Origin of the sequence: Aeromonas sp. A600620, assembly GCF_029479985.1 — a bacterium.
GTDB classification, from domain to species: domain Bacteria; phylum Pseudomonadota; class Gammaproteobacteria; order Enterobacterales; family Aeromonadaceae; genus Aeromonas; species Aeromonas veronii_A.
In genome coordinates this window covers 67,504-89,393 of record NZ_JAAKXB010000017.1, presented here as the reverse complement: position 1 = coordinate 89,393, position 21,890 = coordinate 67,504, and the positions used below count along the sequence as shown (strand labels likewise).

Here is a 21,890-nt window from a genome sequence, read left to right as displayed (position 1 = left end):
CATTCATGCAGTTAGTCATTCGCGATGCCAACCAGGGCCCCTTTCTGAGCCAGGTGCTGCGCTTTGGCCGCGACAACGAACTCTTGAGTCAGAAACAGCTCGCCGCCATCAAGGGCAAGGCGGTGCTGATGAGCCTCAAATTCGCCGACAAGTACTACAACAAGTACAAGATGCACCTGCTGGAGCAGGCCGCCCACGACGTCATCGGCGTGGTGAGCCTCGGCCTGCAGGAGCTCTCGGCACGGGATCCGGCCAAGGCGCTGGCGCTGCTGCAGGCGCCTGAAGGCCCCATCAAGCCGTTCCAGAAGGGCTGGTCGATGCTCATTACCGTCAGCCCCAAGCAGGCTGGCAACAGCCTCTACGGTGATGTGGATGCCCGCCTGCTGGACAAGATCTCGAGCCCGCCCGATGTGGAGGAGTGGCAAGGGTGGCAGGAGTACGAGAAGGCGCTGACCGAGCACAACAAGAGCCGCCTGATGGAGCTCATCGACCAGCACTTCTTCGCCTGCGAGAGCGACCATCCCACCATGGAGGACAAGCTGGCCGAAGCGCTGCTCTACCGCATCCTCTGCGGCAAGGGCAGTGGCGCCGCCCCGCTCAAGGTGAAGCAGGATCTCAAGCGCAAACTGGCGCGGGAGATTGAGCTCGACGAGGGCTGGTACGACACCGACTATCTCGCCGCCCAACTCGCTCTGATGCTGAGCGCACTGCCCGCCGACATGGCCACCGCACTGCGCCAGGAGTTGAGCCCGGGCTTTGTGCCCAACCTGCTCCACACCCTCGGCTTTGTGCGCCAGTACCAGCTGCTGCAAAAAGAGAACGCCTCGCCGGAGAAGCTCGACAACGTCGAGATGCGCGCCGGGCTCAAGCACCCGCTGCTCGGCTGGCCGCTCTACCACAACTTCTAGGGCCGCTTTCGCCGCCCATCAGTCGCACCACAACGCCCGGCCTGCCGGGCGTTGTTCTATCCTCCCCTCACCCTCTCGACAGCAAAGAGAGAACACGCGCAAGTCACCCTGAGGCTACCCCTTCTCTTACCGATATTTATTCATTCAATGCCCAAGGATGAATAAACAACCTGCGATACAACGGCTTGGCGCCAGCTGCGTTTCGGGACAACAAAGCGGGACGCAGATCCCGCTACAGCGCCATAATCGGCACCAAATAGCCGACTGGATCACATCAACCGTGTCGCAATCACGTGGTAAATCGAGCTACAACCACGACTCAATCACGCATAAAAAGGCGGAATAGATCAATAAAAAGCAATTAATCGCGCCGGATTAAATTTCAGGTATGGCTATTTGTACCGCTTGGCCGCTAAATGACAGACCGGCCTTCAGACCAGCATGGAAGCGCACAAGGCTAGCCGGCAGCAGACCGGTACGCTCTCAGGACGAGTAATGACTTTCTTCTCTCACAGGAGACAGACCGTGAGCGCTTCGAATCAACACCCCACCATTCCCCCCGGCTCCGGGGCGCTGTTCTTTATCCAGACCTTCTCGACCCTGGGGTTTGCCGTGCTCTACTCCACGCTGGTGCTCTACGCCACCAAGCGGCTCGGCTTTAGCGAATCCCAGGCCAACGCCATGATGGGGGTCTTCGGGGCCTTCAACTATGGCCTGCACCTGTTTGGCGGTTATCTCGGCGGGCGCTACCTCAGCAACCGCAACCTGTTCGTGATGGGGATGGTGCTGCAGGTGATCGGCTGCTACTTCATCGCCGAGATGGGGATCACCGGCCTCTACTGGGGGCTCGCCATGTTCCTCACCGGCAGCGGCCTCAACGTCACCTGCCTCAACATGATGCTGACCCAGCGCTTCGCCCCGGATGATCACCGCCGCGAAAGTGCCTTCCTGTGGAACTACGCCGGGATGAATCTGGGCTTCTTTATCGGCTTCACGGTGGCGGGCTACTTCCAGCTCACCGAGGATTACCGCACCCTGTTCCTGTTTGCGACGCTGGGCAACATCATCGCCATCATCGCCACCTTCGCCTGCTGGCCGATTCTGGCGGATATCAGCACCCCGCTGCGCCACGTCAAAGGGAGCGGCTTCTACCGCCGCATGCTGGCAGGTATCGCCATTCTGGCCATGCTGGTGCCGGCGCTGCGCCTGCTGCTGACCCACGCCAGCTTCAGCGGCAGTTTTGTGCTGATCCTGGGGGCCGTGGTGCTGGTGCTGCTCTGCGTGATGACCGCCCGCCACCCGGACGCCGCCGAGCGCAGCCGCATGGTGGCCTACCTGATCCTCGCCCTCGGCTCCCTTATCTTCTGGTCGCTCTACCAGCTGGCGCCCATGGGGCTGATGCTCTTCTCCGAGCACAACATCAACCTCAACGTGTTCGGGCTGCGGGTCGCCCCCCAGTGGATCCAGAACATCAACACCCTCGTCATCGTCATCGGGGGCCCCCTGATGGCGCTGCTGTTCAAGCGACTGCGCGAACAGGGGTGGAATATCGACATCCCCTCCCAGTTTGCCGCCTCCCTGTTCTGCATGGGATTGGGGATGCTGGTGCTGCCGCTCGGTATCCATCTGGCGGGGGCCGACGGGCTGGTCGCCTTCAAGTGGATCGCCATCAGCTATGTGCTGCAGAGTTTTGGCGAGCTGCTCATCTCCCCCATCGGCTACGCCATGATTGGCAAGCTGGCCCCCGCCAGCCTGCAAGGCTTGATGATGGGTTGCTGGATGATGGTGACCGGCGTCGCCTCGGTGCTGGCGGGCTATGTCTCCGGCGCCATGCCGCAAAATATCGGCAGCACCCCGGTCGCCACCAACCCGGGCTACAGCTCGGTGTTCAATATGCTGGGCTGGGGTTCGCTGGCGGGCGGCGTGGTGTTGCTGCTGCTGGTGTCCCGCCTGCGCCAGCTGATCGCCTCCAAAATCACCCCGTCACCGGCAGCGACAGCCATTCCTGTCTAATCGGGTTCGGGCCAGCCATTTCAGTGGCCCCTGCCAGTGCGAACGATTGAATCAGCGGCACTGCTGTTAATGTAAAGGGCCCCGCCATAATGGATGGCGGGGCCCTTCTCTTTTGGTGGGATGGATGACCCGCGTCTGGCTGGCGAGCCCCCGTTAAGGCTTCGTCAATCAAGCCCATTTCCCTACAGGTCTCGTTTCTCAAACATCCGATTTTGGGGTTCCCAAACGCAGCAGCTTGAGCAATCGATATAGAAAAAGTGGCTGAATAATCGTCAACACTATGGTTAGCCAAGCCAATAGAGTTATGTTGCCAAGGTGACCATCGACATTTGTTAAAATCATCGAAGAGACGACGGCAGCCGAGCCACTGAATATATGTTGAAAAACATTTTGTAATGACATGAATCCCGCCCTTTCCCAAGGCGCTGCCACTTGACTATTAACAGCAGCAACGGTGATCGTTCGGGTCGATGTAACCACCATGAATAACGTGAAAATCACTATGGTCGGCAACCAAGGCTCATGCAATAAACCATCCCAAACAACCGCTATCGTCAATGCCCCCATCAAAATCGTCACTTTCATTGCGCCAAAACGGTCAATAAACAATCCGCCAAGCTGCATTGAAAACAGGCTAAAAATGCCACCCATGACATAGTACTGACTCATATCGCCGCGAGGGACATCAAGGTTAAATTGAAAATAAGCAGCTATGTTGGGAACAATAAGGAAGGTGCTGAAAATTGCCAACCCAATTGCCATAAACGCATTCCATACCACAGGTCGCTTCAGCATTTCCATTGATGAAAATTCTTTCTGATTCAATCCCAAGTGGGCCGTCATCTCGGGCAGCCTTGTATATACCGCCACGCAGACTCCCAATCCCAAGCCACCGACAACATAGAAAGGTGCACTCCATCCTTTCAACATTGCCAGCTCCAATCCCAACGGCACACCGGCAATCGCTGACAACGAAAATGCCCCCATCACAATGGCCATCGCTCGACCACGTTGATCTATTGGTGTGGCATCCACAACGATCGCCAGAGCAATGGATGTTGCTGGACCGGCAAACATACCGGCCAGCAAGCGGGTAAAGAATAAACTTTCCATATCCCATGCCAAAGCGCAGGCCCAAGTGGATAGCGTGATACCCAACAATGTGATCAGTGCAACATGCTTTCTATCAAATAGGTCGAGATATCTGGCACATAACAACGATGATAGTGCGGCTGCCAGTGCATACCCGCCTCCTAAATATCCTATATAGGTTGGACTTATATTTAGTGCACGAGATAAATCAGGCCCGAGAGGCATAATCATCATGAAATCAAGCGCACTGACCAATTGAATCAATGCCGCCAACCAGACAACGTTAAAATCCATAACAGAACAATTACTGTGAGTTTTTTCACCCATATTATTTTCATCTAGCATAATAATGTTTACTCTCAATCTTTAGAGATAGAAAGTATACCCACTATCACATTTTAATTTTATTCGTTAAAATGGCATGAATTGTTATCAGATTAGGGATAATCAATGCGTACCGGCATGGAATTGAATGCGCTGAAGATTTTCATTGCAGTGGTTGAAAACAGCAGTTTTGTCGGGGCATCTAAAACCCTTCAAATCCCCACCTCAAATGTGAGCCGCAGTATTTCTCAATTGGAAGAAGCCTTGAACCTTCAACTGATTGAACGCTCAACCCGCCATATGAAGCTCACACAATCAGGGCAATTGCTCTATACCCGAGTAAAACCACTGCTGGAATCACTGGAGCAAACCGAGGCTGAATTGACATCACAGCAGATTCAGCTGAAAGGGCCATTACGCATCTGCATCCCCAATGAGGCTGGGCCAAAACTGCTCGGTACTGCCATTGCCGACTTTGCCTGCCAACATCCTGAAATAACGATCAGCTGCATTACCAATCTCTCCGGACTTGAATCATTAAGAGAGGATTTGGACATGGCAATCATCATTCACAGAGGCAAGATGGATGATTGCGATTACATAGCCAGCCATTTGACCACCATTCCCTGTACTGTTGTTGGCTCCCCTTCATTGATCCAGAAGTGGGGGCTTCCCAACCACACATCACAATTCAAAACTCTCCCCTGCATAACAACGGTGAGCGCTCTGAAAGGGATGCCTTGGCAATTTACTCGCACGAGCAGTGAATTTTCCACCATTCAGGTGAATGAACACTACCGGGTCAATAGTGGCGAACTGGCGTTAAAAGCAGCAGTAGCCGGTGTAGGTTTTGCCATTCTTGCCAAAGTATCTTGTCAAGAGTTTATTGATGATGGCAGCTTGGTTGAAATTGAACTTGAGCTACCCGCCGCCCCATTGCAGTTGTTTGCTGTTTATGCAAATCGCCAATATCTTCCTGCTAAAACACGTGTATTTATTGAGTTCATTCGACAAAACATCATTAGTTATCAGTAGCTAAAGTCCAGAACTAAATGGCATACGCCAGCGTTTATCGTTTGCGTAGGTCTGATTACGCTTCGTTAATCAGACCTACAGCCTTATAAAGGCCTATGCAAAACTAACTCACTTTCAACACTTCTTTACCATAGTGAGTTTCACATTGTACATATTCTAATAGCGCATACAGTTTATCAGGTTCATTTCTTATAACCTTCAAACTATCCATTGTCGTTTCCCTTGGTGAAACCTTTGTTAAAAATAGCTCGCCATAAAACTCATTTTGCAAACATGATATGAGATCTCTGGTGAAACACGATATTTCTCTAGATACCCATTCTAACTTACTAAAAAAGTCATTTTTTTCAAGATATGGTTGTTCCCTAGAAAGCTCGTATAGTTTTGCTTGAATCATGAAACGAGTTGTTCTAAATAACAAAGGATTTAAAATTTCGTGGCATTCCAATTCTTTGCAAAACAAATACGTGACATGCTCAAGCTGCATTGCGTAATCCATTCTTTTAGGGAGGTCAACCTCATGTCCATCCGCTTTATTAACACGCCATATCAACGCTTTTAAAGATAGTTCATCACAAGTAGATGTCAGTGCATTGGAAACAGAGAGCAATTGTTCAAATATTTTAATTTGATGTTCTTTTTTAAAGTTAGCTCTTCTTTCCCGTTGAGCTTGATAAATTGGGACAAACAATCCAAAAAAAGCTAAAAAGACAGGTGAAAAATCCTTTATAAAATCGTACATGAAATCACCAAAAAAAAAATTTATAATAAAAAAGGCGCTTTCGCGCCCTTCTATATTAATTACCCTTCCTGATTTTCCGCGGCTACCGGTTCGGTTCCAGCGGCGGGTTCAATCTCGATGCGATCGACACGCTGCAAACCGCGGGGCAGCTTGGCGCCGCGACGGCCGCGCTCGCCGCGGTAGTAGTCAAGATCAGATGGCTTAAGAGTGAGCTTGCGCTTGCCGGCAAACAGGGTGACCGACTGGCCCTGCGGAATGACGGCGGCCATCACCACAAACTCTTCCCGCGCCTTCACGCGCGCCGACGGAATGCTGATCAGCTTGTTGCCCTTGCCCTTGCCGAGCACCGGCAGGGTGTTGAGCGGGAACAGCAGCATGCGCCCTTCGTTGGAGATGGCCATGCAGAGATCGGTCTCTGGCGAGCCGATCTTCTGGGGTGCCATCACCTGACCCCCTTCCGGCACGGTGAGCAGCGCCTTGCCGTTCTTGTTCTTGCCGATCAGGTCGTCATAGGTGCAGACAAAACCGTAACCGGCGTCGCTGACGATCAGATACGGCTCACCCTCGTTGCCCATCACCAGATGACGAACCTCTTCCCCGGCCCCCAGTGCAAAGCGGCCGGTGAGCGGTTCGCCCTGACTGCGGGCGGATGGCAAGGTGTGGGATTCGAGGGCGTAGGTTCTCCCAAGGGTGGAGAGGAACACTGCCTGCTGGTTGCTGCGGCCACAGGCGTGGGCAAGATAGCTGTCCCCCGCCTTGTAGGAGAGCCCCGCCACATCTACGTCGTGGCCCTTGGCGGCGCGCACCCACCCCTTGTCGGAGAGGATGACGGTGACCGGTTCGCTGGGAATAAGCTCTTTCTCGGTCAGCGCCACGGCGGTAGCCCGCTCCACCAGCGGAGTGCGGCGATCGTCGCCGTACTTCTCGGCATCGGCCAGCAGCTCTTTCTTGAGCAGGGTGTTGAGGCGACGCTCGGAGCCCAGAATAAGCTCCAGCTTGTCGCGCTCTTCGGCCAGTTCGTTCTGTTCGGCGCGCAGCTTGAACTCTTCGAGCTTGGCCAGATGGCGCAGTTTCAGCTCGAGGATCGCTTCGGCCTGGGTCTCGGTAATGTTGAAGCGCTCCACCATCACCTTGCCCGGCTCATCCTCGGTGCGGATGATCTCGATCACCTCGTCGATGTTGAGATAGGCGATCAGCAAGCCTTCGAGGATGTGCAGGCGAGCCAGCACCTTGTCGAGGCGGAATTGCAGGCGGCGACGCACGGTCTCGCGGCGGAACTGGATCCACTCGCTGAGGATGGTCTTGAGGCACTTCACCTGCGGCCGGTTGTCGAGGCCGAGGATATTGAGGTTGACCCGGTAGTTCTTCTCCAGATCCGTGGTGGCGAACAGGTGGGCCATCAGCCCCTCCACATCCACCCGGTTGGAGCGCGGCACAATCACCAGACGGGTCGGGTTCTCGTGGTCCGACTCATCCCGCAGATCGGTGACCATCGGCAGCTTTTTCGCCACCATCTGGGCGGCGATCTGCTCCATGATCTTGGCGCCGGAGGCCTGATGGGGCAGCGCGGTGATGACGATGTCGCCATCCTCCTCGCTCCAGACCGCCCGCTGCTTGATGGAGCCCTTGCCGGTCTCGTAGATTTTGCGGATATCGTCGCGCGGGGTGATGATCTCGGCGTTGGTCGGGTAGTCCGGCCCCTGAATGTGCTGCATCAACGCATCCAGCCCCGCATTGGGGTTGTCGAGCAGCTCGGCACAGGCGTAGGCCACTTCCCGCGCGTTGTGGGGCGGAATATCGGTCGCCATGCCCACCGCGATACCGGTCACCCCGTTGAGCAGGATGTGTGGCAGGCGGGCGGGCAGCACCACCGGCTCCTTCATGGTGCCGTCGAAGTTCGGCGTCCACTCCACCGTGCCTTGGCCGAGCTCTGAGAGCAGCAGCTCGGAGAAGCGGGACAGGCGCGCTTCGGTATAACGCATGGCGGCGAAGGATTTGGGATCGTCCGGCGCACCCCAGTTACCCTGACCGTCCACCAGCGGGTAGCGGTAGGAGAAGGGCTGGGCCATCAGCACCATGGCTTCATAACAGGCGCTGTCGCCATGGGGGTGATATTTACCCAGCACGTCACCCACGGTACGGGCGGATTTCTTGTGCTTGGAGAGCGCCGACAGACCCAGCTCGCTCATGGCGTAGATGATGCGCCGCTGCACCGGTTTGAGGCCATCGCCGATATGCGGCAAGGCCCGATCCATGATGACGTACATGGAGTAGTTCAAGTAAGCCTGTTCGGTAAAGGTGCGCATTGGCTGGCGCTCTACCCCGTCCAGACTGAGCTCGATAGCATCACTCATGTGATTTTCTCTTTCGGTTCGGGAGCCGCCACAGGGCGACTCCGGCTAAATGCTTGCCGGCCCCGACAGGGCCGGCCGACGGCTTAAATGATGGCGAGGTTGCCCTTCTCTTCAAGCCACTCACGGCGATCACCCGCCCGCTTCTTGGCCAGCAGCATGTCCATCAGCTGCAGGGTCTCGTCAGCCGCATCCCCTTCGCTCTCTCCTGCCGGCTCCATGGTGAGTTGCACCAGACGGCGGGTGTTGGGATCCATGGTGGTTTCCCGCAGCTGTTTCGGGTTCATCTCACCCAGACCCTTGAATCGGGTCACCATCACCTTGCCTTTCTTCTTCTCGGCTTCGACCCGTTGCAGCACGCCGTTCTTCTCGTCCTCGTCGAGGGCGTAGTAGACCTCTTTACCGATATCGATCCGGTAGAGGGGCGGCATGGCGACGTAGACGTGGCCCTTCTCCACCAGCGTGCGGAAGTGCTTCACAAAGAGGGCGCAGAGCAGGGTGGCGATGTGCAGACCGTCCGAATCCGCATCCGCGAGGATGCACACCTTGCCGTAGCGCAAGCCGCTGAGATCCTCGGAGTCGGGGTCGAGACCGATGGCCACGGAAATATCGTGCACCTCCTGCGAGGCGAGCACCTGACCGGCCTCCACCTCCCAGGTGTTCAGGATCTTGCCGCGCAGCGGCATGATGGCCTGAAACTCGCGATCCCGCGCCTGCTTGGCACTGCCGCCCGCGGAGTCACCCTCCACCAGGAACAGCTCACCCTGCATGGGGTCGGCGCAGCCGCAATCGGTCAGCTTGCCGGGCAGTGCCGGGCCCTGGGTAATCTTCTTGCGCACCACCGTCTTGGCGGCGCGCATCCGGCGCTGGGCGCTGCTGATACAGATCTCGGCAATCTGCTCTGCCAGCTCGGTGTTGCTGTTCAGGTAGAGGCTGAAGGCATCCTTCACCACGCCGGAGACGAACGCCGAGCTCTGGCGCGAGGAGAGCCGCTCCTTGGTCTGACCGGCGAACTGCGGATCCTGCATCTTGATGGAGAGGATGTAGGCGCAGCGATCCCAGATATCTTCCGGAGTCAGCTTGACCCCGCGCGGCAGCAGGTTGCGGAACTCGCAGAACTCGCGCATGGCGTCGAGCAGACCCTGACGCAGACCGTTGACGTGAGTACCGCCCTGCGCGGTGGGAATGAGGTTCACATAGGATTCGGCGAGGCATTCGCCCCCTTCCGGCAACCAGCAGAGTGCCCAGTCCACCGCCGACTGTTCGGAGCTGAAGGAGCCGATAAAGGGCTGCTCCGGCAGGCAGGTGTACTGCTTGACCGCGTCGATCAGGTAATCCTTGAGGCCATCTTCGTAGCACCACTCCAGCTTGATGCCGGTGTTCTTGTCGAGGAACTTGATGGTAAGACCGGGGCAAAGTACCGCCTTGGCTTTGAGCAGGTGCTCCAGCTTGGTGACCGAGAACTTGGGCGAATCGAAGTAGCTCGCCTGCGGCCAGAAGCGCACCCGGGTGCCGGTGTTGCGACGACCGCAGGTGCCGGTGATGGTCAGCTCCTGCACCTTCTCGCCGCGCTCGAAGGCGATGTCGTAGACCTGACCGTCGCGACGCACCGTCACCTCGACCCGATCGGAGAGGGCGTTTACGACCGAAATACCCACCCCGTGCAAACCGCCGGAGAACTGGTAGTTCTTGTTGGAGAATTTGCCGCCCGCGTGCAACTTGCAGAGGATCAGCTCCACCCCGCTGACCCCCTCTTCCGGGTGGATATCGACCGGCATGCCGCGGCCATCGTCGATCACTTCGAGGGACTGGTCTTCATGCAGGATCACCTCCAGATTGCGGGCGTGACCTGCCAGCGCTTCATCGACGCTGTTGTCGATGACCTCCTGGCCGAGGTGATTGGGCCGGGTGGTGTCGGTATACATGCCGGGGCGGCGACGCACCGGCTCAAGGCCATTGAGGACCTCAATGGCATCCGCATTGTATTGAGTAGACATGGAGGGCCTTGCGAATTGACATTTGGAGGGAATCTTAACTGCTAGGCGGGGGTAGAACAAACTCCCCGCACCGAAAGCTTGATCTGGAGAAGAACAAGCAGGGCGAGACCGCCCTTATTGACTCAAACCTGACTATAACCCGAGGAAACGGATGATCTGGGCGGGGTAGCGCTCGAACGCAACAAAGGCATGGTTGCCACCGCACTCCAGCGAGAGGCGGGCAAAGCGGTATTCATCCAGCGCCTTGCGATAGTCGAGCACCTCATCCCCCTGCTGTTGCAGGATCCAGAGCCGCTCCGGCGCCGTCACCGGTACCGCCAGTGCCCGCAGCTCATCCATATGTTCAGGCCGCAGTTCGTACTGCTCACCCGTATAGGGATTGGTCTGGGGGCCAAGGTAGTCGCAAAGCAGCTCGTGCGGGCGCACCGCCGGATTGATCAGCGCCGCGCGGCAGCCGTACTGCTCGCTGACCCGGGTCGCCATAAAGCCACCGAGGGAGCTACCCACTGCGCCGAGCTTGAATTCGCTACCATAGCAGCTCTGCAAATTGGCAATAGTCTGTTCGATAGCTGCCCAAGCCGCCGCTGGCGTATTGGGCTGAGCCGGAATGATCACCTCGATATCCGGCCGATTGGCGGCCACCCAGGCAGCCATCTGCTGGGCCTTGGCGGAGCCCGGTGAGGAGTTGAAACCGTGCAGATAAAGGAGAACCGACTTCATGGAATGCGCTCCTCAATAACCGGTAGCGTTGGGGTCGGGCACAAACTGCCCCACCGGCAGGCGCCACACCTCGCTGGCCACCCGCCCATCCGGATAGAGGGTCAGATAGCGCCAGCCCGGGCCGGATTCATCCAGCGCGAAGCCATCAGAGAGCGGTTTGAACTGAATGCAAGTCGATGGGCTGGCAATCAGCCGCACCCCGCGGTGCACCTCGTCAAACTCCTGATGAACGTGGCCGAACAGGATGGTCTTCTGCTGCGGATGACGGGCCAGTACGGCAAACAGGTCATCGGCATTCTTGAGATTGTGCTGATCCAGCCAGGCGCAGCCCACCGGCACCGCCTGATGGTGCAGGGTGATAAGGGCGTGGCGATCAGGATATTGGCGCAGGGCGCGGTCGAGGGCGGCCAGCTGGTGATCGCCAATCATGCCGTGGGGTTTGCCGCGCACCTGAGTGTCGAGCAGGATCACCTGCCAGTGGTCGCCCACCAGCAGCTTGGATTCACTGATCCCGGCGGCATGGAGATATTCGGTCATCAGCGGGCTGTCATCGTGATTGCCCGGCAGCCAGTAGATGGGGCGGCCAAGAGGCGCCATCATGGAGGCGAAACGCTGATAGGATTCCGGGCTGTGATCCTGCGACAGATCGCCGGTCGCCAGAATCACCTCGTAGGGGTGTTCATTGGCCTGCACCTGTTCCAGCACGGCGGCCAGACTCTCTGCGGTGCGCACAGCCAACAGCCGCCCTTCGGCACTCGCGAAGAGGTGGGTGTCGGTAATTTGCAACAGGCGCACACTGCCGTCCTGCGCCTGGGGGAGCTCTGTTTCCAAAATCACGCTTCTTTTTATTTGTTCAACTGGAGATATTGATCGGGCTGGTACCATGTCTGAGACAAAATTTTAGCCATTCGGCCAGAAACAGATTTACCTGCTCCTTTTCGTCCCGCTGGTGCATCTTTTTATTGGGATAATCATAACGTGGTTGCAAACGGGAAATCTGTTGCGCTGCACACACTTCCGCCATCCGCACATCATGATACAAACGAATCTCTATCTGAGCTTGTAAATATTCGGGCAATTCGGGGTTGTGCTGGCTCAGGATCACCTGATTGGTGAAGCGACTCTCGCCAATGATGGTGAGCTGGAACTGCAGATCGTTGCCGACCCGATAGCGGCGCTCGGCGCCGACTTCCCCATCTGGCGGCAGCAGTTTCATCAACGCCATGTAATTGACCTCGCAGGTACGCTGCAAGGACATCAGATCAGGAACATAGCGCCTGCTCTGTTGCAGGGTCAGCGCCACCTCAGCGATCCGCCAGCCAGCGGGCGCGCAGCTCGCCATGGTTGAGGGCCAACCACTGCAGGGCAATGACCGAGGCCGCATTGTCGATACGTCCCTCTTTGAGCCAGGCGTAGGCCTGTTCGCGGCTCACCACGTGCACCCGGATATCCTCGCCCTCATCCGCCAGCCCGTGCAGTCCCTCGGCCTTGCTGGCATCCACCTCGCCCACAAAGACCTCGATCCGCTCGGTGCTGCCGCCCGGGCTCACCAGATAGCTGATGGCATGCTCGCAGCGGGCCACCTCGATACCGGCCTCTTCCACCGCTTCGCGACGCACCACCGCCTCGGCGGTCTCACCTTCGTCGATGATGCCGGCTACCAGCTCCAGCAGCCAGGGGGTCGGGCTGGTCTCCATGGCGCCGATACGGAACTGCTCCACCAGCACGATCTGGTCGCGCACTGGATCATAGGGCAGCAGTGCGGCAGCATGGCCCCGCTCGAACAGCTCGCGCACGATGGGCTGATTCCAGCCGCCAGCAAATAACCGATGCTGCAAACGATAGACATTCACCTTGAAGAAGCCGTTATATCCAGCTGATTTTTCAATGATTTTCACATCATCGGCGGCGTAATGCCGATCTTGCGGCAAGGGTTGCTGCGACATCCGGGGCTCCCGTCAGCTTGACTTGTATCAGTTTGACCATAAAATCCGAGGAACATGAATGAACGTTCATTCACTCGGCGTGCCATGGTAATGAGGGGTGGATTTTAGCAGCCACAGACCATTTGGCTAGGCGCGCGGGGAGAAAACTGCGTCCGGTTCTTGACGTTCCCGTCACCGGACCTGAGACTCTTAGCATTAAATTTTGCTTATAGTAGAGTGATTAAGCTGCAATCAAGCTTGGTCGGTGACAATATTTGCCTCTCCAGCAACCAGTTTGGGTTACTACATAAGGTTAAAACGATCTATGAAAAGAACACTTTTGTCAGTCATGGTGTTGCTGGGCGTCAGTGCCGGTGCCCATGCCGAAAACCTGCTCGACATCTACCAGCAAGCCCAGATCAAAGACCCGCAGTTGCTGCAGTCCAAAGCCGTTCGCGACCAGGCCTTCGAGAAGATCAACGAATCCCGTGCCCCTCTGCTGCCCCAGATCGATCTGGGTGCCGGGCTCAATTATCTGCAAAACAAGAACGATACCCAGAGCAATACCAACGCCAAGGGTGAGGTGACGCTGTCGCAATCCCTCTATCGTCGCAGTAACTGGGTCAATCTGGATATCAGCGAGAAGCAGGCCACTCAGTCAGATGTCGCCTACAACCTCGAAATCCAGAACCTGATGGTGCGCACCGCCAAAGCCTACTTTGATGTGCTCAAGGCGATGGATACCCTGGAGTTCGTCCGTGCCAACAAGGTTGCGGTAGAGCGTCAGCTGGAGCAAACCCAGCAGCGTTTCGAAGTGGGCCTGACCGCCATCACCGACGTCCATGAAGCAGAAGCCTCTCGCGACCAGGCGCTGGCTGACGAGATCAATGCAGAAAACTCGCTGGACAACAGCTACGAGACCCTGCGCGAGCTGACCGGTGTTGATCACCGCAATCTGGACGTGCTGAACACCGATCGTTTCAGCCCGCAGAAGACCGCCTTCGGCTCCGACAAGTGGCTGGAGCTGGCGCTGGACAAAAACCTGCAACTGCACAGTGCCCGCATCAGCAAGGACATTGCCAAGGAGCAGATCGATCTGGCCAAAACCGGCCATGAGCCGACGCTGGATCTGGGTGCCGGACTGCAAACCAGCAATACCGATTACAAGCTGGATAGTATTCAGAGCGGCGGCAATGACAATCAGGCCAATATCGGTCTGACCTTCAAGCTGCCCATCTACAGCGGTGGCGCCACCAGCTCTAAGGTGAAACAGGCTCAATACAACTACGTGGCGGCCAGCGAACTGCTGGAGAAGAACTTCCGCTCGGTGCAGAGCACAGTGCGCTCCTCCTACAACAACGTGAACGCCAGCATCGGCTCGGTGCGCGCCTACAGCCAGTCTGTGGTCTCCGCCGACAGCGCCCTGAAGGCGACCGAAGCCGGTTACGAAGTGGGTACCCGTACCATCGTCGACGTGCTGGACTCCACTCGCAAGCTGTACGAGGCCAAGCAGAAGCTCTCCGAAGCCCGTTACAACTACATTCTCAATATCCTGAGCCTGAAACAGGCTGCCGGTATTCTGGAAGCGCAGGATCTGGTGGAAGTAAACCAGGGTCTAATGCCTGCCACGGCAAAAGCCAAAGGCTAATAGCCGCTATCGGACATGAAAAAGGCGACCGCAAGGTCGCCTTTTTGTTATCCGTATTTCTGTCGGCTTGCTACCGCCGATAGCGAGCCCCGCCAGATTGCGGGGCCAGCTGAACGTTAGCCGCGCTCGCGGATCGTCTTGATGATGTCGGTGGTGGAGCAGCCATCCTCGAAGTTGAGAACGCGCACCTCACCGCCGTTGGCGGTCACTTCGGCGTAACCGGCGATATCTTCCGGCTTGTAGTCACCCCCCTTGACCAGCAGATCCGGCAGGATCTCGGCGATCAGACGCTGCGGGGTATCTTCACCAAACGGCACTACCCAATCCACCGCGCCCAGCGCAGCCAGCACCGCCATGCGACGCTCGGTCGGGTTGACCGGACGACCCGGCCCTTTCAGACGGCGAACCGACTCGTCGGTATTGACCGCCACGATCAGGCGATCCCCCAACTTGCCGGCGTTGGCCAGATAGGAGACATGGCCGGCGTGCAGGATGTCGAAGCAACCGTTGGTCATCACCACCTTCTCGCCACGCAGACGGGCGGCACGAACCGCCACTTTCAGCTGGGCTTCGGACATGACGCCGAAGCCTGTCTCCTGCTCGGTGTAGAGGGCGTTGGCCAGCTCGACCGGGCTAACGGTAGAGGTACCCAGCTTGCCGACCACGATACCGGCGGCGGTATTGGCCAGCGCACAGGCTTCATCCAGGCTCTTGCCTGCCGCCAGCGAGGTGGCGAGGGTCGAGATGACGGTATCACCGGCACCGGTCACATCATAAACCTCGTGGGCCTGAGCCGGCAGATGCAGCTCCGGCTGACCTTCGCGGATCAGGGTCATGCCGTTCTCGGAACGGGTGACCAGCAGGGCATCCAGCTCGAAACGCTTGACCAGATCCAACCCCTTGGCGACCAGCTCCTCTTCGCTCTTCACCTTGCCTACCACAGCCTCGAACTCGGACATGTTGGGGGTCAGCAGGGTGGCACCGCGATACTTCTCGAAGTCGGTCCCCTTGGGGTCGACCAGCACCGGAATACCGGCGGCTCGGGCGCGCTGGATCATGCCGGGCACGTCGTTGAGAGCACCCTTGCCGTAGTCGGAGAGGATCATCACGTCGCTATTCGGCAGCGCCTGCTCCACCTTGCTCATCAGCAGGGTGGCATCGACGGAGTGGAAGGGCTCTTCAAAGTCCAGACGCAGCAGCTGCTGGTTGCGGGACAGCACCCGCAGCTTGGTGATGGTCGGGAAGTCGGCCAGACGAACGAAATCACAGGCCACCTTGACGCCAGCCATCTGGCCAGCCAAGGCATCGGCAGCCTCGTCCTGACCGGTCAGGCCAAGCAGCACGGCGTGGGCGCCCAGCGCAGCGGAGTTGAGGGCCACGTTGGCCGCGCCACCGGGACGCTCCTCAATGTGTTCAACCTTGACCACGGGCACCGGCGCCTCGGGGGAGATCCGACCGGTAGGGCCATGCCAGTAACGGTCCAACATGACATCGCCAACGACCAGAACGCGGGCTTTTTCAAAATCGGGCAGGGTGATCTTCATCTGTATCGACTCTCAAAACCTGAAAAATCAGCGGGCGATTTTATCACACTCTTTTATCCGGTGTAGAAAAAGCCGACCGCAGTTGCCGCCGCTGTCACGCTAACCGGACGCAGGCTACCCCTCTGACCAGCACACAGCCATTCGCCCCCGCCCCCCCTTTTCGGCTAGAATCCCCCGATTGTGTTTGCGAACAAGAGATTAGCCATGGCCCATGACAACGCTCCCCGCCTCGAGCCCCGCCTGTTTCATCCCCGTTACTGGGCCAGCTGGTTCGGCCTCGGCCTGCTCTGGCTGCTGACCCTGCTGCCGTGGCGCAGCCAGATGTGGCTGGGCCGTCAGCTCGGTCGCCTCGCCGCCAGGATATTGAAGTCCCGGGTCAAGATTGCCCGTCGCAATCTGGAGCTGGCCATGCCCGAGCTGACCCGGGATGAGCGGGAGAAACTGCTTAAGGCAAACTTTGAGAGCGTGGGCTGCGCCGTGTTCGAGGTGGGGATCGCCTGGTTCTGGCCAGACTGGCGGATGCGCAACCTGATGAAGGTGGAAGGGGAAGAGCACGTCATCGCCGCCATGGAAAAAGGTCAGGGCATGCTGCTGCTCTCCTGCCACTTCCTGACGCTGGAACTCAACGCCCGCTGTTTCGGGCTGGTACGGCCAGGGGTCGGCGTCTATCGCCCCAACACCAACCCGGTGCTGGAGTATGCCCAGTATCACGGTCGCTGCGCCTCCAACAAATATCTGGTAGACCGGATGGACGTGAAGGGGATGATCAAGGCGCTACGCAACGGTGACGCCCTCTGGTACGCGCCGGATCACGACTATGGCTCCCACGCCAGCGTGTTCGTGCCCTACTTCGCGGTGGAGCAGGCGGCCACCATCACTGGCACCGCCACTCTGGCGCGGGTGAAGAACACCGTCACCCTGCCTTGCTACAACATCCGCACCAGCGAGGGTTACACCCTGCATATCGGGGCGCCCCTCGCCGACTACCCCAGCGGTGATGACATGGTCGATGCGGCTCGCGCCAACCGCGAGATTGAAGCCGCGGTGCGCAAGGCGCCGGAGCAGTACATGTGGCTCCATCGCCGCTTCAAGACCCGCCCCTCCCCCGAGGATGCAAGCTTCTACTAAGCGGTAACACTCCCGACTAGGGCCAGATCGCCAAAACCGACAAACCGCCTGCTGGCGGTTTGTTTTTATCTGCTGTCTGACCTGCGCGGCAAAGAAGCGCTCCGAACATCTGCCGCTCGATAACATCCTGCATGTTGGCGCCCATTCCCATCGGCCAGCAGCAAAAGAGACCTCATCACCAACCGTAAAAACTGAAAGCGGGTTACAAATTTATTGATTCATTGGTAAGCAATGGAGTATTTCGATAGATCCATCGCCACTACCCACTGATGAGTAATTGAGTGATTTGTCCCATTCGAATACAAAAATTGAATTTGTGACGAGAATCACTATTGAACAAGAGAGCCACAAAGTAACTTTAGTGATTTGAGTCACAAAAAATGACCATGCAAAACAGAAAAGATCGAAATGTAGCCGAATTACAGCATGGGAATGTGATGCAGGTCACTGGTTATGGAGGGGGTATCGCTGGGCATCTGAGAGCTGGATCACAAGACACCCCGTTTTCAGCCTAATTTGATCGCGAGCTGGTAGATTGAAGTTGCTTAGACGACCGGGATGGAGGTTCGGCAAAACCGGCCATCCCGAACTACCACTTTTAATCAAACAGGCTTAAAACGGGGTCCCGACATGTTATCACCGGATACCAAAGTCAAGATACAGAATTTTGGACGCTTCCTGTCCAATATGGTCATGCCCAACATAGGCGCCTTCATCGCCTGGGGCTTTATTACCGCCCTCTTTATCCCCACCGGCTGGCTGCCCAATGAAACCTTGGCCAAGCTGGTCGGCCCCATGATCACCTACCTGCTGCCGCTGCTGATTGGCTACACCGGCGGCAAGCTGATGGGCGGTGATCGTGGCGGCGTGGTCGGTGCCATCACCACCATGGGCGTCATCGTGGGTACCGACATCCCCATGTTTATGGGAGCCATGATGGTCGGCCCGCTCGGTGGCTGGGCCATCAAGCGCTTCGACAAGGCGATGGACGGTCGCGTCAAGAGCGGCTTCGAGATGCTGGTCAACAACTTCTCCGCCGGCCTTATCGGCATGCTGCTGGCGATCCTCGCCTTCTTCGTGATTGGCCCCTTCGTCAAGGTGCTCTCCGGCCTGCTGGCCGGTGGCGTCGGCTTCTTGGTGGAAAACCACATGCTGCCGCTCACCTCCATCTTCGTCGAACCGGCCAAGATCCTGTTCCTCAACAACGCCATCAACCACGGCATCTTCTCGCCGCTGGGGATCCAGCAGGCGACCGAGCACGGTAGCTCCATCTTCTTCCTCATTGAAGCGAACCCGGGCCCGGGCATGGGTGTGCTGCTGGCCTACATGGTGTTCGGCCGTGGTGCCGCCAAGCAGTCCGCGGCTGGCGCCTCCATCATTCACTTCTTCGGCGGCATCCACGAGATCTACTTCCCGTACGTGCTGATGAACCCGCGCCTCATTCTGGCGGTGATCGCCGGTGGCATGACTGGGGTCTTTACCCTGACCCTGTTCAATGCAGGTCTGGTCTCACCCGCCTCACCGGGCTCCATCTTCGCCGTGTTGTTGATGACGCCGAAAGCCTCCCTGATCGGGGTCGCCCTCTCCATCATCAGCGCGACTCTGGTCTCCTTCCTGGTCGCCGCCGTGTTCGTCCGCGCCCAGCAGCCGGAAGCTGACGAGGCCGATGCCCTCGGTGAAGCCACTCGCAAGATGAAAGCCATGAAGGGCGGCAAACCCGAAACCGCAGCGGCCAAGAAGCCGGGCGGCGAACTGATGGCGGTACGCAATATCGTGGTCGCCTGCGATGCGGGCATGGGCTCCAGCGCCATGGGCGCAGGCATGCTGCGCAAACGGGTGCAGGCCGCCGGGCTCGATATCAGCGTCACCAACCGCGCCATCGATCAGCTCGACGATCAGGTGGATTGGGTCATTACCCACAAGGATTTGACCGAACGGGCCCGTCGCCATGCGCCGAACGCTCACCATATTTCCCTGACCAACTTCCTCGACAACGGCCTCTATCAGGAGCTGGTACAGAGCCTGACTCAGGCCGCCAACGATGATGTCGCCAACCCGCAACTGCTGGTGGCCGCCAACGATGACAGCTACGAGCCGCAAGCGGCCGAAGTCTTTACCCTGAGCCGTCATGACGTGCATCTGGGACTGAAAGCCGACAGCAAGGAGGCCGCCATCCTGACCGCAGGCCGACTGCTGGCGGAGCGCGGCTACGTGGCCCCCGACTACGTCAACGCCATGCTGGAGCGCGAACAGCTGGTCTCCACCTACCTCGGCGAATCCATCGCCGTGCCCCACGGCACCATCGCCGCCAAGGAGTTTGTGAAGCGTACCGGCATCGTCATCTGCCAGTACCCGGCCGGGGTCGCCTTTGGCGAAGCCGCCGATGAAGTAGCGCGGCTGGTGATCGGCATCGCCGCCCGCAACGACGAACACATGCAGGTAATAACCCGCCTGACCAATGCACTGGATGAACCCGGTCTCATCGACCGACTGGCCAGCACCACGGATCCCCAGGCCTTCCTGGATCTGCTGGGTGCCGAACAGGCTGCGTAATCATCTTTCATCGTCTTTGGTTCAAGAGGTTAATATCATGAAAACATTGCATTTTGGTGCTGGTAACATCGGTCGCGGCTTTATCGGCAAAGTGCTGGCGGATGCCAGCCATCAGGTCACCTTCGCCGACGTCAACGACACTCTGATCGATCAGCTCAACCACCGCCAGGAGTATAAGGTCCACGTGGTGGGTGCGGATCAGAAGCTGGATGTGGTGCGCAACGTGGCGGCGGTGAGCTCCGCCGGTCACGAGGTGATCGCCCGTATCATCACCGCCGATCTGGTCACCACGGCAGTGGGCCCCAACATTCTGGACAAGATTGCCAGTACCCTGGCCAAGGGGCTGCAGGCCCGCTTCGATGCCGGCAACCTGACACCGCTGAACGTCATCGCCTGTGAAAACATGGTGCGCGGTACCAGCCACCTCAAGCGGGAGGTACTCAAGTACCTGCCGGTCGCGTATCATGCCACGCTCGAATCCTGTATCGGCTTCGTCGACTCGGCGGTGGATCGCATCGTACCGCCCGCCGCGGCTGCCAACGATGATCCGCTGGAAGTGACGGTCGAGAGCTTCAGCGAGTGGATCGTCGACCAGACCCAGTTCAAGGGGGAGCTGCCACAGGTGGCGGGCATGGAGCCCACCGACAACCTGATGGCCTTCGTCGAGCGCAAGCTGTTCACCCTCAACACCGGCCACATCGTCACCGCCTACCTCGGCAAACTGCGGGGCTACCGCACAGTGCGCGAGGCGATCGAGGATCCGGTGATCCGCAGCAAGGTACGCCGCGCCATGGAGGAGAGCGGTGCCGTACTGGTGAAACGCTACGGCTTCGACCCGCGCCTGCACGCCGCCTACATCGAGAAGATCCTGGCCCGCTTCGCCAACCCCTATCTGGCGGACGAGATTGACCGGGTCGGTCGTCAGCCACTGCGCAAGCTGGCGGCGGGAGATCGACTGGTGAAGCCGCTGCTGGGCACTCTGGAGTACGGCCTGCCCAACGAGCAGTTGCAGGAGGGGATCGCCGCGGCGCTCCACTATCGCAATGCCGATGACCCGCAGGCGGTGGAGCTGCAAGCCCTGCTGGCGGAGCTGGGCCCGGCCAAAGCGCTGGCCCGCGTCACCGGACTGGATGCAGAGAGCGAAGTGGTTCGCGCCATCGTCGCCCGTTACGAAACCCTGTAATAACCCTGCTTGCGGCGCATTCAGCCACCACTGATAGCGCGCCAAGCGCTTGAATGGCAAGGGAATGTGCCCCATATGATAAAAACCGGGAGAGAGGCTGACTCTCTCCCTGTCAGCTGGACCCAATGCACCTATGACCACACACCAGGAAGATGAAGTACTGGAACGACTGAATGAGCAGGATGGCCCCCGCGGCTTCTTTCTCGAAGCCGTGACCATCCTGGAAGAGGCGGTCGACTCCCTGATGCGACGCGCGTTCCGTCAGGAGGAGTATGCCGTCAAATACGCCATCGAACCCCTGCTCAACCAGAGCGGACCCCTCGGCCAGCTGGAGGTGCGCCTCAAGCTCATCTTCGCCCTCGGCCTCATCTCCCTCGAGCGCTATCAGGATATCGAAGCCTATATCAAGATCCGCGACTTTCTGGTGCGCGACCCCAAGGATTACCGCTTCAGCGACAAGCCGATCCGCGATCTGCTCGACCGCCTGCACGGGGTCAATCAGGGCGGCATGATGAAGCTGGAGCCCCCCGCCAGCGAAGAGGATTGGGCCTTCTACCAGATGCAGCTCAACCGGCTCGATCAGATGGTGCGCTCCGCACTGGTACTGGCGCTGGCCGACTGTGTCGGCGAGCTCCACAAGGAGAGCCCCATCTAATCCAGCCCCAAGGCCACCCCATCACCACGGTTGGCGTCTGGCTGGCGCCCTGCACACCACCGCCAGCCACCA

At 58.3% G+C, this 21,890-nt stretch carries 17 protein-coding genes; 8 read left to right on the top strand and 9 right to left on the bottom strand.

Features of this window, described 5'->3' with window-relative positions; all coding sequences use genetic code 11:
- Positions 1–5 precede the first annotated feature (5 nt).
- Together atcC and G5533_RS18270 are read left to right on the top strand one after the other, a co-directional pair.
- Positions 6–908, top strand: a complete 903-nt coding sequence (gene atcC, locus G5533_RS18275) for a cold adaptation protein AtcC (protein ID WP_441255201.1) — start codon at positions 6–8, stop codon at positions 906–908.
- A gap of 525 nt (positions 909–1,433) precedes the next feature.
- The gene (locus G5533_RS18270; RefSeq protein WP_421352790.1) at positions 1,434–2,921 is read left to right on the top strand and encodes a peptide MFS transporter; all 1,488 of its coding nucleotides are present in this window, start codon (positions 1,434–1,436) and stop codon (positions 2,919–2,921) included.
- 198 nt (positions 2,922–3,119) lie between these two features.
- Here the strand turns inward: G5533_RS18270 and G5533_RS18265 are convergent, their stop codons facing one another.
- On the bottom strand, positions 3,120–4,340 hold the full coding sequence (locus G5533_RS18265; protein WP_421312972.1) for an MFS transporter: 1,221 nt from the start codon (positions 4,338–4,340) through the stop codon (positions 3,120–3,122).
- A 123-nt stretch (positions 4,341–4,463) separates the two neighbouring features.
- Between G5533_RS18265 and G5533_RS18260 the strand changes: the two genes are divergently transcribed.
- Positions 4,464–5,372: a LysR family transcriptional regulator gene (locus G5533_RS18260; protein ID WP_421295728.1), complete on the top strand. Its 909-nt coding sequence runs from the start codon at positions 4,464–4,466 to the stop codon at positions 5,370–5,372.
- Between the two features lie 103 nt (positions 5,373–5,475).
- Here G5533_RS18260 and G5533_RS18255 read toward each other — a convergent pair whose 3' ends face one another.
- The 7 genes from G5533_RS18255 to nudF all read right to left on the bottom strand — a co-directional run bounded on the left by G5533_RS18255 (position 5,476) and on the right by nudF (position 13,128).
- On the bottom strand, positions 5,476–6,114 hold the full coding sequence (locus G5533_RS18255; protein WP_441255200.1) for a hypothetical protein: 639 nt from the start codon (positions 6,112–6,114) through the stop codon (positions 5,476–5,478).
- 59 nt (positions 6,115–6,173) lie between these two features.
- Positions 6,174–8,468 (bottom strand): DNA topoisomerase IV subunit A, encoded by a 2,295-nt coding sequence (gene parC, locus G5533_RS18250; protein ID WP_421295727.1) that lies wholly within the window; start codon positions 8,466–8,468, stop codon positions 6,174–6,176.
- A gap of 83 nt (positions 8,469–8,551) precedes the next feature.
- Positions 8,552–10,462 carry a DNA topoisomerase IV subunit B gene (parE, locus tag G5533_RS18245; RefSeq protein ID WP_421295726.1) on the bottom strand — a complete coding sequence of 637 codons (1,911 nt, stop codon included), beginning with the start codon at positions 10,460–10,462 and terminating at the stop codon, positions 8,552–8,554.
- 132 nt (positions 10,463–10,594) lie between these two features.
- Positions 10,595–11,182: a YqiA/YcfP family alpha/beta fold hydrolase gene (locus G5533_RS18240; protein WP_338456095.1), complete on the bottom strand. Its 588-nt coding sequence runs from the start codon at positions 11,180–11,182 to the stop codon at positions 10,595–10,597.
- Positions 11,183–11,194: 12 nt separating this feature from the next.
- Positions 11,195–12,013, bottom strand: coding sequence for a 3',5'-cyclic-AMP phosphodiesterase (gene cpdA, locus G5533_RS18235; RefSeq protein ID WP_005335897.1), 819 nt, complete (start codon positions 12,011–12,013; stop codon positions 11,195–11,197).
- Positions 12,014–12,035: 22 nt separating this feature from the next.
- Positions 12,036–12,524 carry a DUF1249 domain-containing protein gene (locus G5533_RS18230; protein ID WP_196783449.1) on the bottom strand — a complete coding sequence of 163 codons (489 nt, stop codon included), beginning with the start codon at positions 12,522–12,524 and terminating at the stop codon, positions 12,036–12,038.
- Positions 12,487–13,128: an ADP-ribose diphosphatase gene (gene nudF / locus G5533_RS18225; protein WP_005335901.1), complete on the bottom strand. Its 642-nt coding sequence runs from the start codon at positions 13,126–13,128 to the stop codon at positions 12,487–12,489. The genes G5533_RS18230 and nudF overlap by 38 nt, the downstream gene beginning before the upstream one ends.
- 304 nt (positions 13,129–13,432) lie before the next feature.
- Here nudF and tolC point away from each other — a divergent pair, with 304 nt between their 5' ends.
- A complete protein-coding gene (tolC, locus tag G5533_RS18220; protein WP_227341446.1) occupies positions 13,433–14,755 on the top strand; it encodes an outer membrane channel protein TolC in 1,323 nt (440 codons plus the stop codon).
- 116 nt (positions 14,756–14,871) lie between these two features.
- On the opposite strand, the gene hldE is transcribed toward tolC, so the two are convergent.
- The gene (gene hldE / locus G5533_RS18215; RefSeq protein WP_005335903.1) at positions 14,872–16,299 is read right to left on the bottom strand and encodes a bifunctional D-glycero-beta-D-manno-heptose-7-phosphate kinase/D-glycero-beta-D-manno-heptose 1-phosphate adenylyltransferase HldE; all 1,428 of its coding nucleotides are present in this window, start codon (positions 16,297–16,299) and stop codon (positions 14,872–14,874) included.
- A gap of 204 nt (positions 16,300–16,503) precedes the next feature.
- Here hldE and lpxL point away from each other — a divergent pair, with 204 nt between their 5' ends.
- The 4 genes from lpxL to G5533_RS18195 all read left to right on the top strand — a co-directional run bounded on the left by lpxL (position 16,504) and on the right by G5533_RS18195 (position 21,818).
- Positions 16,504–17,427 (top strand): LpxL/LpxP family Kdo(2)-lipid IV(A) lauroyl/palmitoleoyl acyltransferase, encoded by a 924-nt coding sequence (gene lpxL / locus G5533_RS18210; RefSeq protein WP_139411008.1) that lies wholly within the window; start codon positions 16,504–16,506, stop codon positions 17,425–17,427.
- A gap of 630 nt (positions 17,428–18,057) precedes the next feature.
- Positions 18,058–19,980, top strand: coding sequence for a PTS mannitol transporter subunit IICBA (locus G5533_RS18205; RefSeq protein WP_421255251.1), 1,923 nt, complete (start codon positions 18,058–18,060; stop codon positions 19,978–19,980).
- A 37-nt stretch (positions 19,981–20,017) separates the two neighbouring features.
- Complete coding sequence (locus G5533_RS18200) at positions 20,018–21,163, top strand: mannitol-1-phosphate 5-dehydrogenase (protein ID WP_441255199.1); 1,146 nt, start codon at positions 20,018–20,020, stop codon at positions 21,161–21,163.
- A gap of 133 nt (positions 21,164–21,296) precedes the next feature.
- Positions 21,297–21,818 carry an MltR family transcriptional regulator gene (locus tag G5533_RS18195; RefSeq protein ID WP_005335907.1) on the top strand — a complete coding sequence of 174 codons (522 nt, stop codon included), beginning with the start codon at positions 21,297–21,299 and terminating at the stop codon, positions 21,816–21,818.
- Positions 21,819–21,890 lie beyond the last annotated feature (72 nt).

Bases quoted from the DNA above. Each gene is read 5' to 3' on its own strand.
- G5533_RS18230 (WP_196783449.1), bottom strand. From the start codon at position 12,524: ATGGCGAGCTGCGCGCCCGCTGGCTGGCGGATCGCTGAGGTGGCGCTG.
- parC (WP_421295727.1), bottom strand. From the start codon at position 8,468: ATGAGTGATGCTATCGAGCTCAGTCTGGACGGGGTAGAGCGCCAGCCA.
- G5533_RS18255 (WP_441255200.1), bottom strand. From the start codon at position 6,114: ATGTACGATTTTATAAAGGATTTTTCACCTGTCTTTTTAGCTTTTTTT.
- G5533_RS18200 (WP_441255199.1), top strand. From the start codon at position 20,018: ATGAAAACATTGCATTTTGGTGCTGGTAACATCGGTCGCGGCTTTATC.
- parE (WP_421295726.1), bottom strand. From the start codon at position 10,462: ATGTCTACTCAATACAATGCGGATGCCATTGAGGTCCTCAATGGCCTT.
- G5533_RS18240 (WP_338456095.1), bottom strand. From the start codon at position 11,182: ATGAAGTCGGTTCTCCTTTATCTGCACGGTTTCAACTCCTCACCGGGC.
- G5533_RS18265 (WP_421312972.1), bottom strand. From the start codon at position 4,340: ATGGGTGAAAAAACTCACAGTAATTGTTCTGTTATGGATTTTAACGTT.
- hldE (WP_005335903.1), bottom strand. From the start codon at position 16,299: ATGAAGATCACCCTGCCCGATTTTGAAAAAGCCCGCGTTCTGGTCGTT.
- G5533_RS18195 (WP_005335907.1), top strand. From the start codon at position 21,297: ATGACCACACACCAGGAAGATGAAGTACTGGAACGACTGAATGAGCAG.
- G5533_RS18205 (WP_421255251.1), top strand. From the start codon at position 18,058: ATGTTATCACCGGATACCAAAGTCAAGATACAGAATTTTGGACGCTTC.
- G5533_RS18260 (WP_421295728.1), top strand. From the start codon at position 4,464: ATGCGTACCGGCATGGAATTGAATGCGCTGAAGATTTTCATTGCAGTG.
- tolC (WP_227341446.1), top strand. From the start codon at position 13,433: ATGAAAAGAACACTTTTGTCAGTCATGGTGTTGCTGGGCGTCAGTGCC.
- nudF (WP_005335901.1), bottom strand. From the start codon at position 13,128: ATGTCGCAGCAACCCTTGCCGCAAGATCGGCATTACGCCGCCGATGAT.
- lpxL (WP_139411008.1), top strand. From the start codon at position 16,504: ATGGCCCATGACAACGCTCCCCGCCTCGAGCCCCGCCTGTTTCATCCC.
- atcC (WP_441255201.1), top strand. From the start codon at position 6: ATGCAGTTAGTCATTCGCGATGCCAACCAGGGCCCCTTTCTGAGCCAG.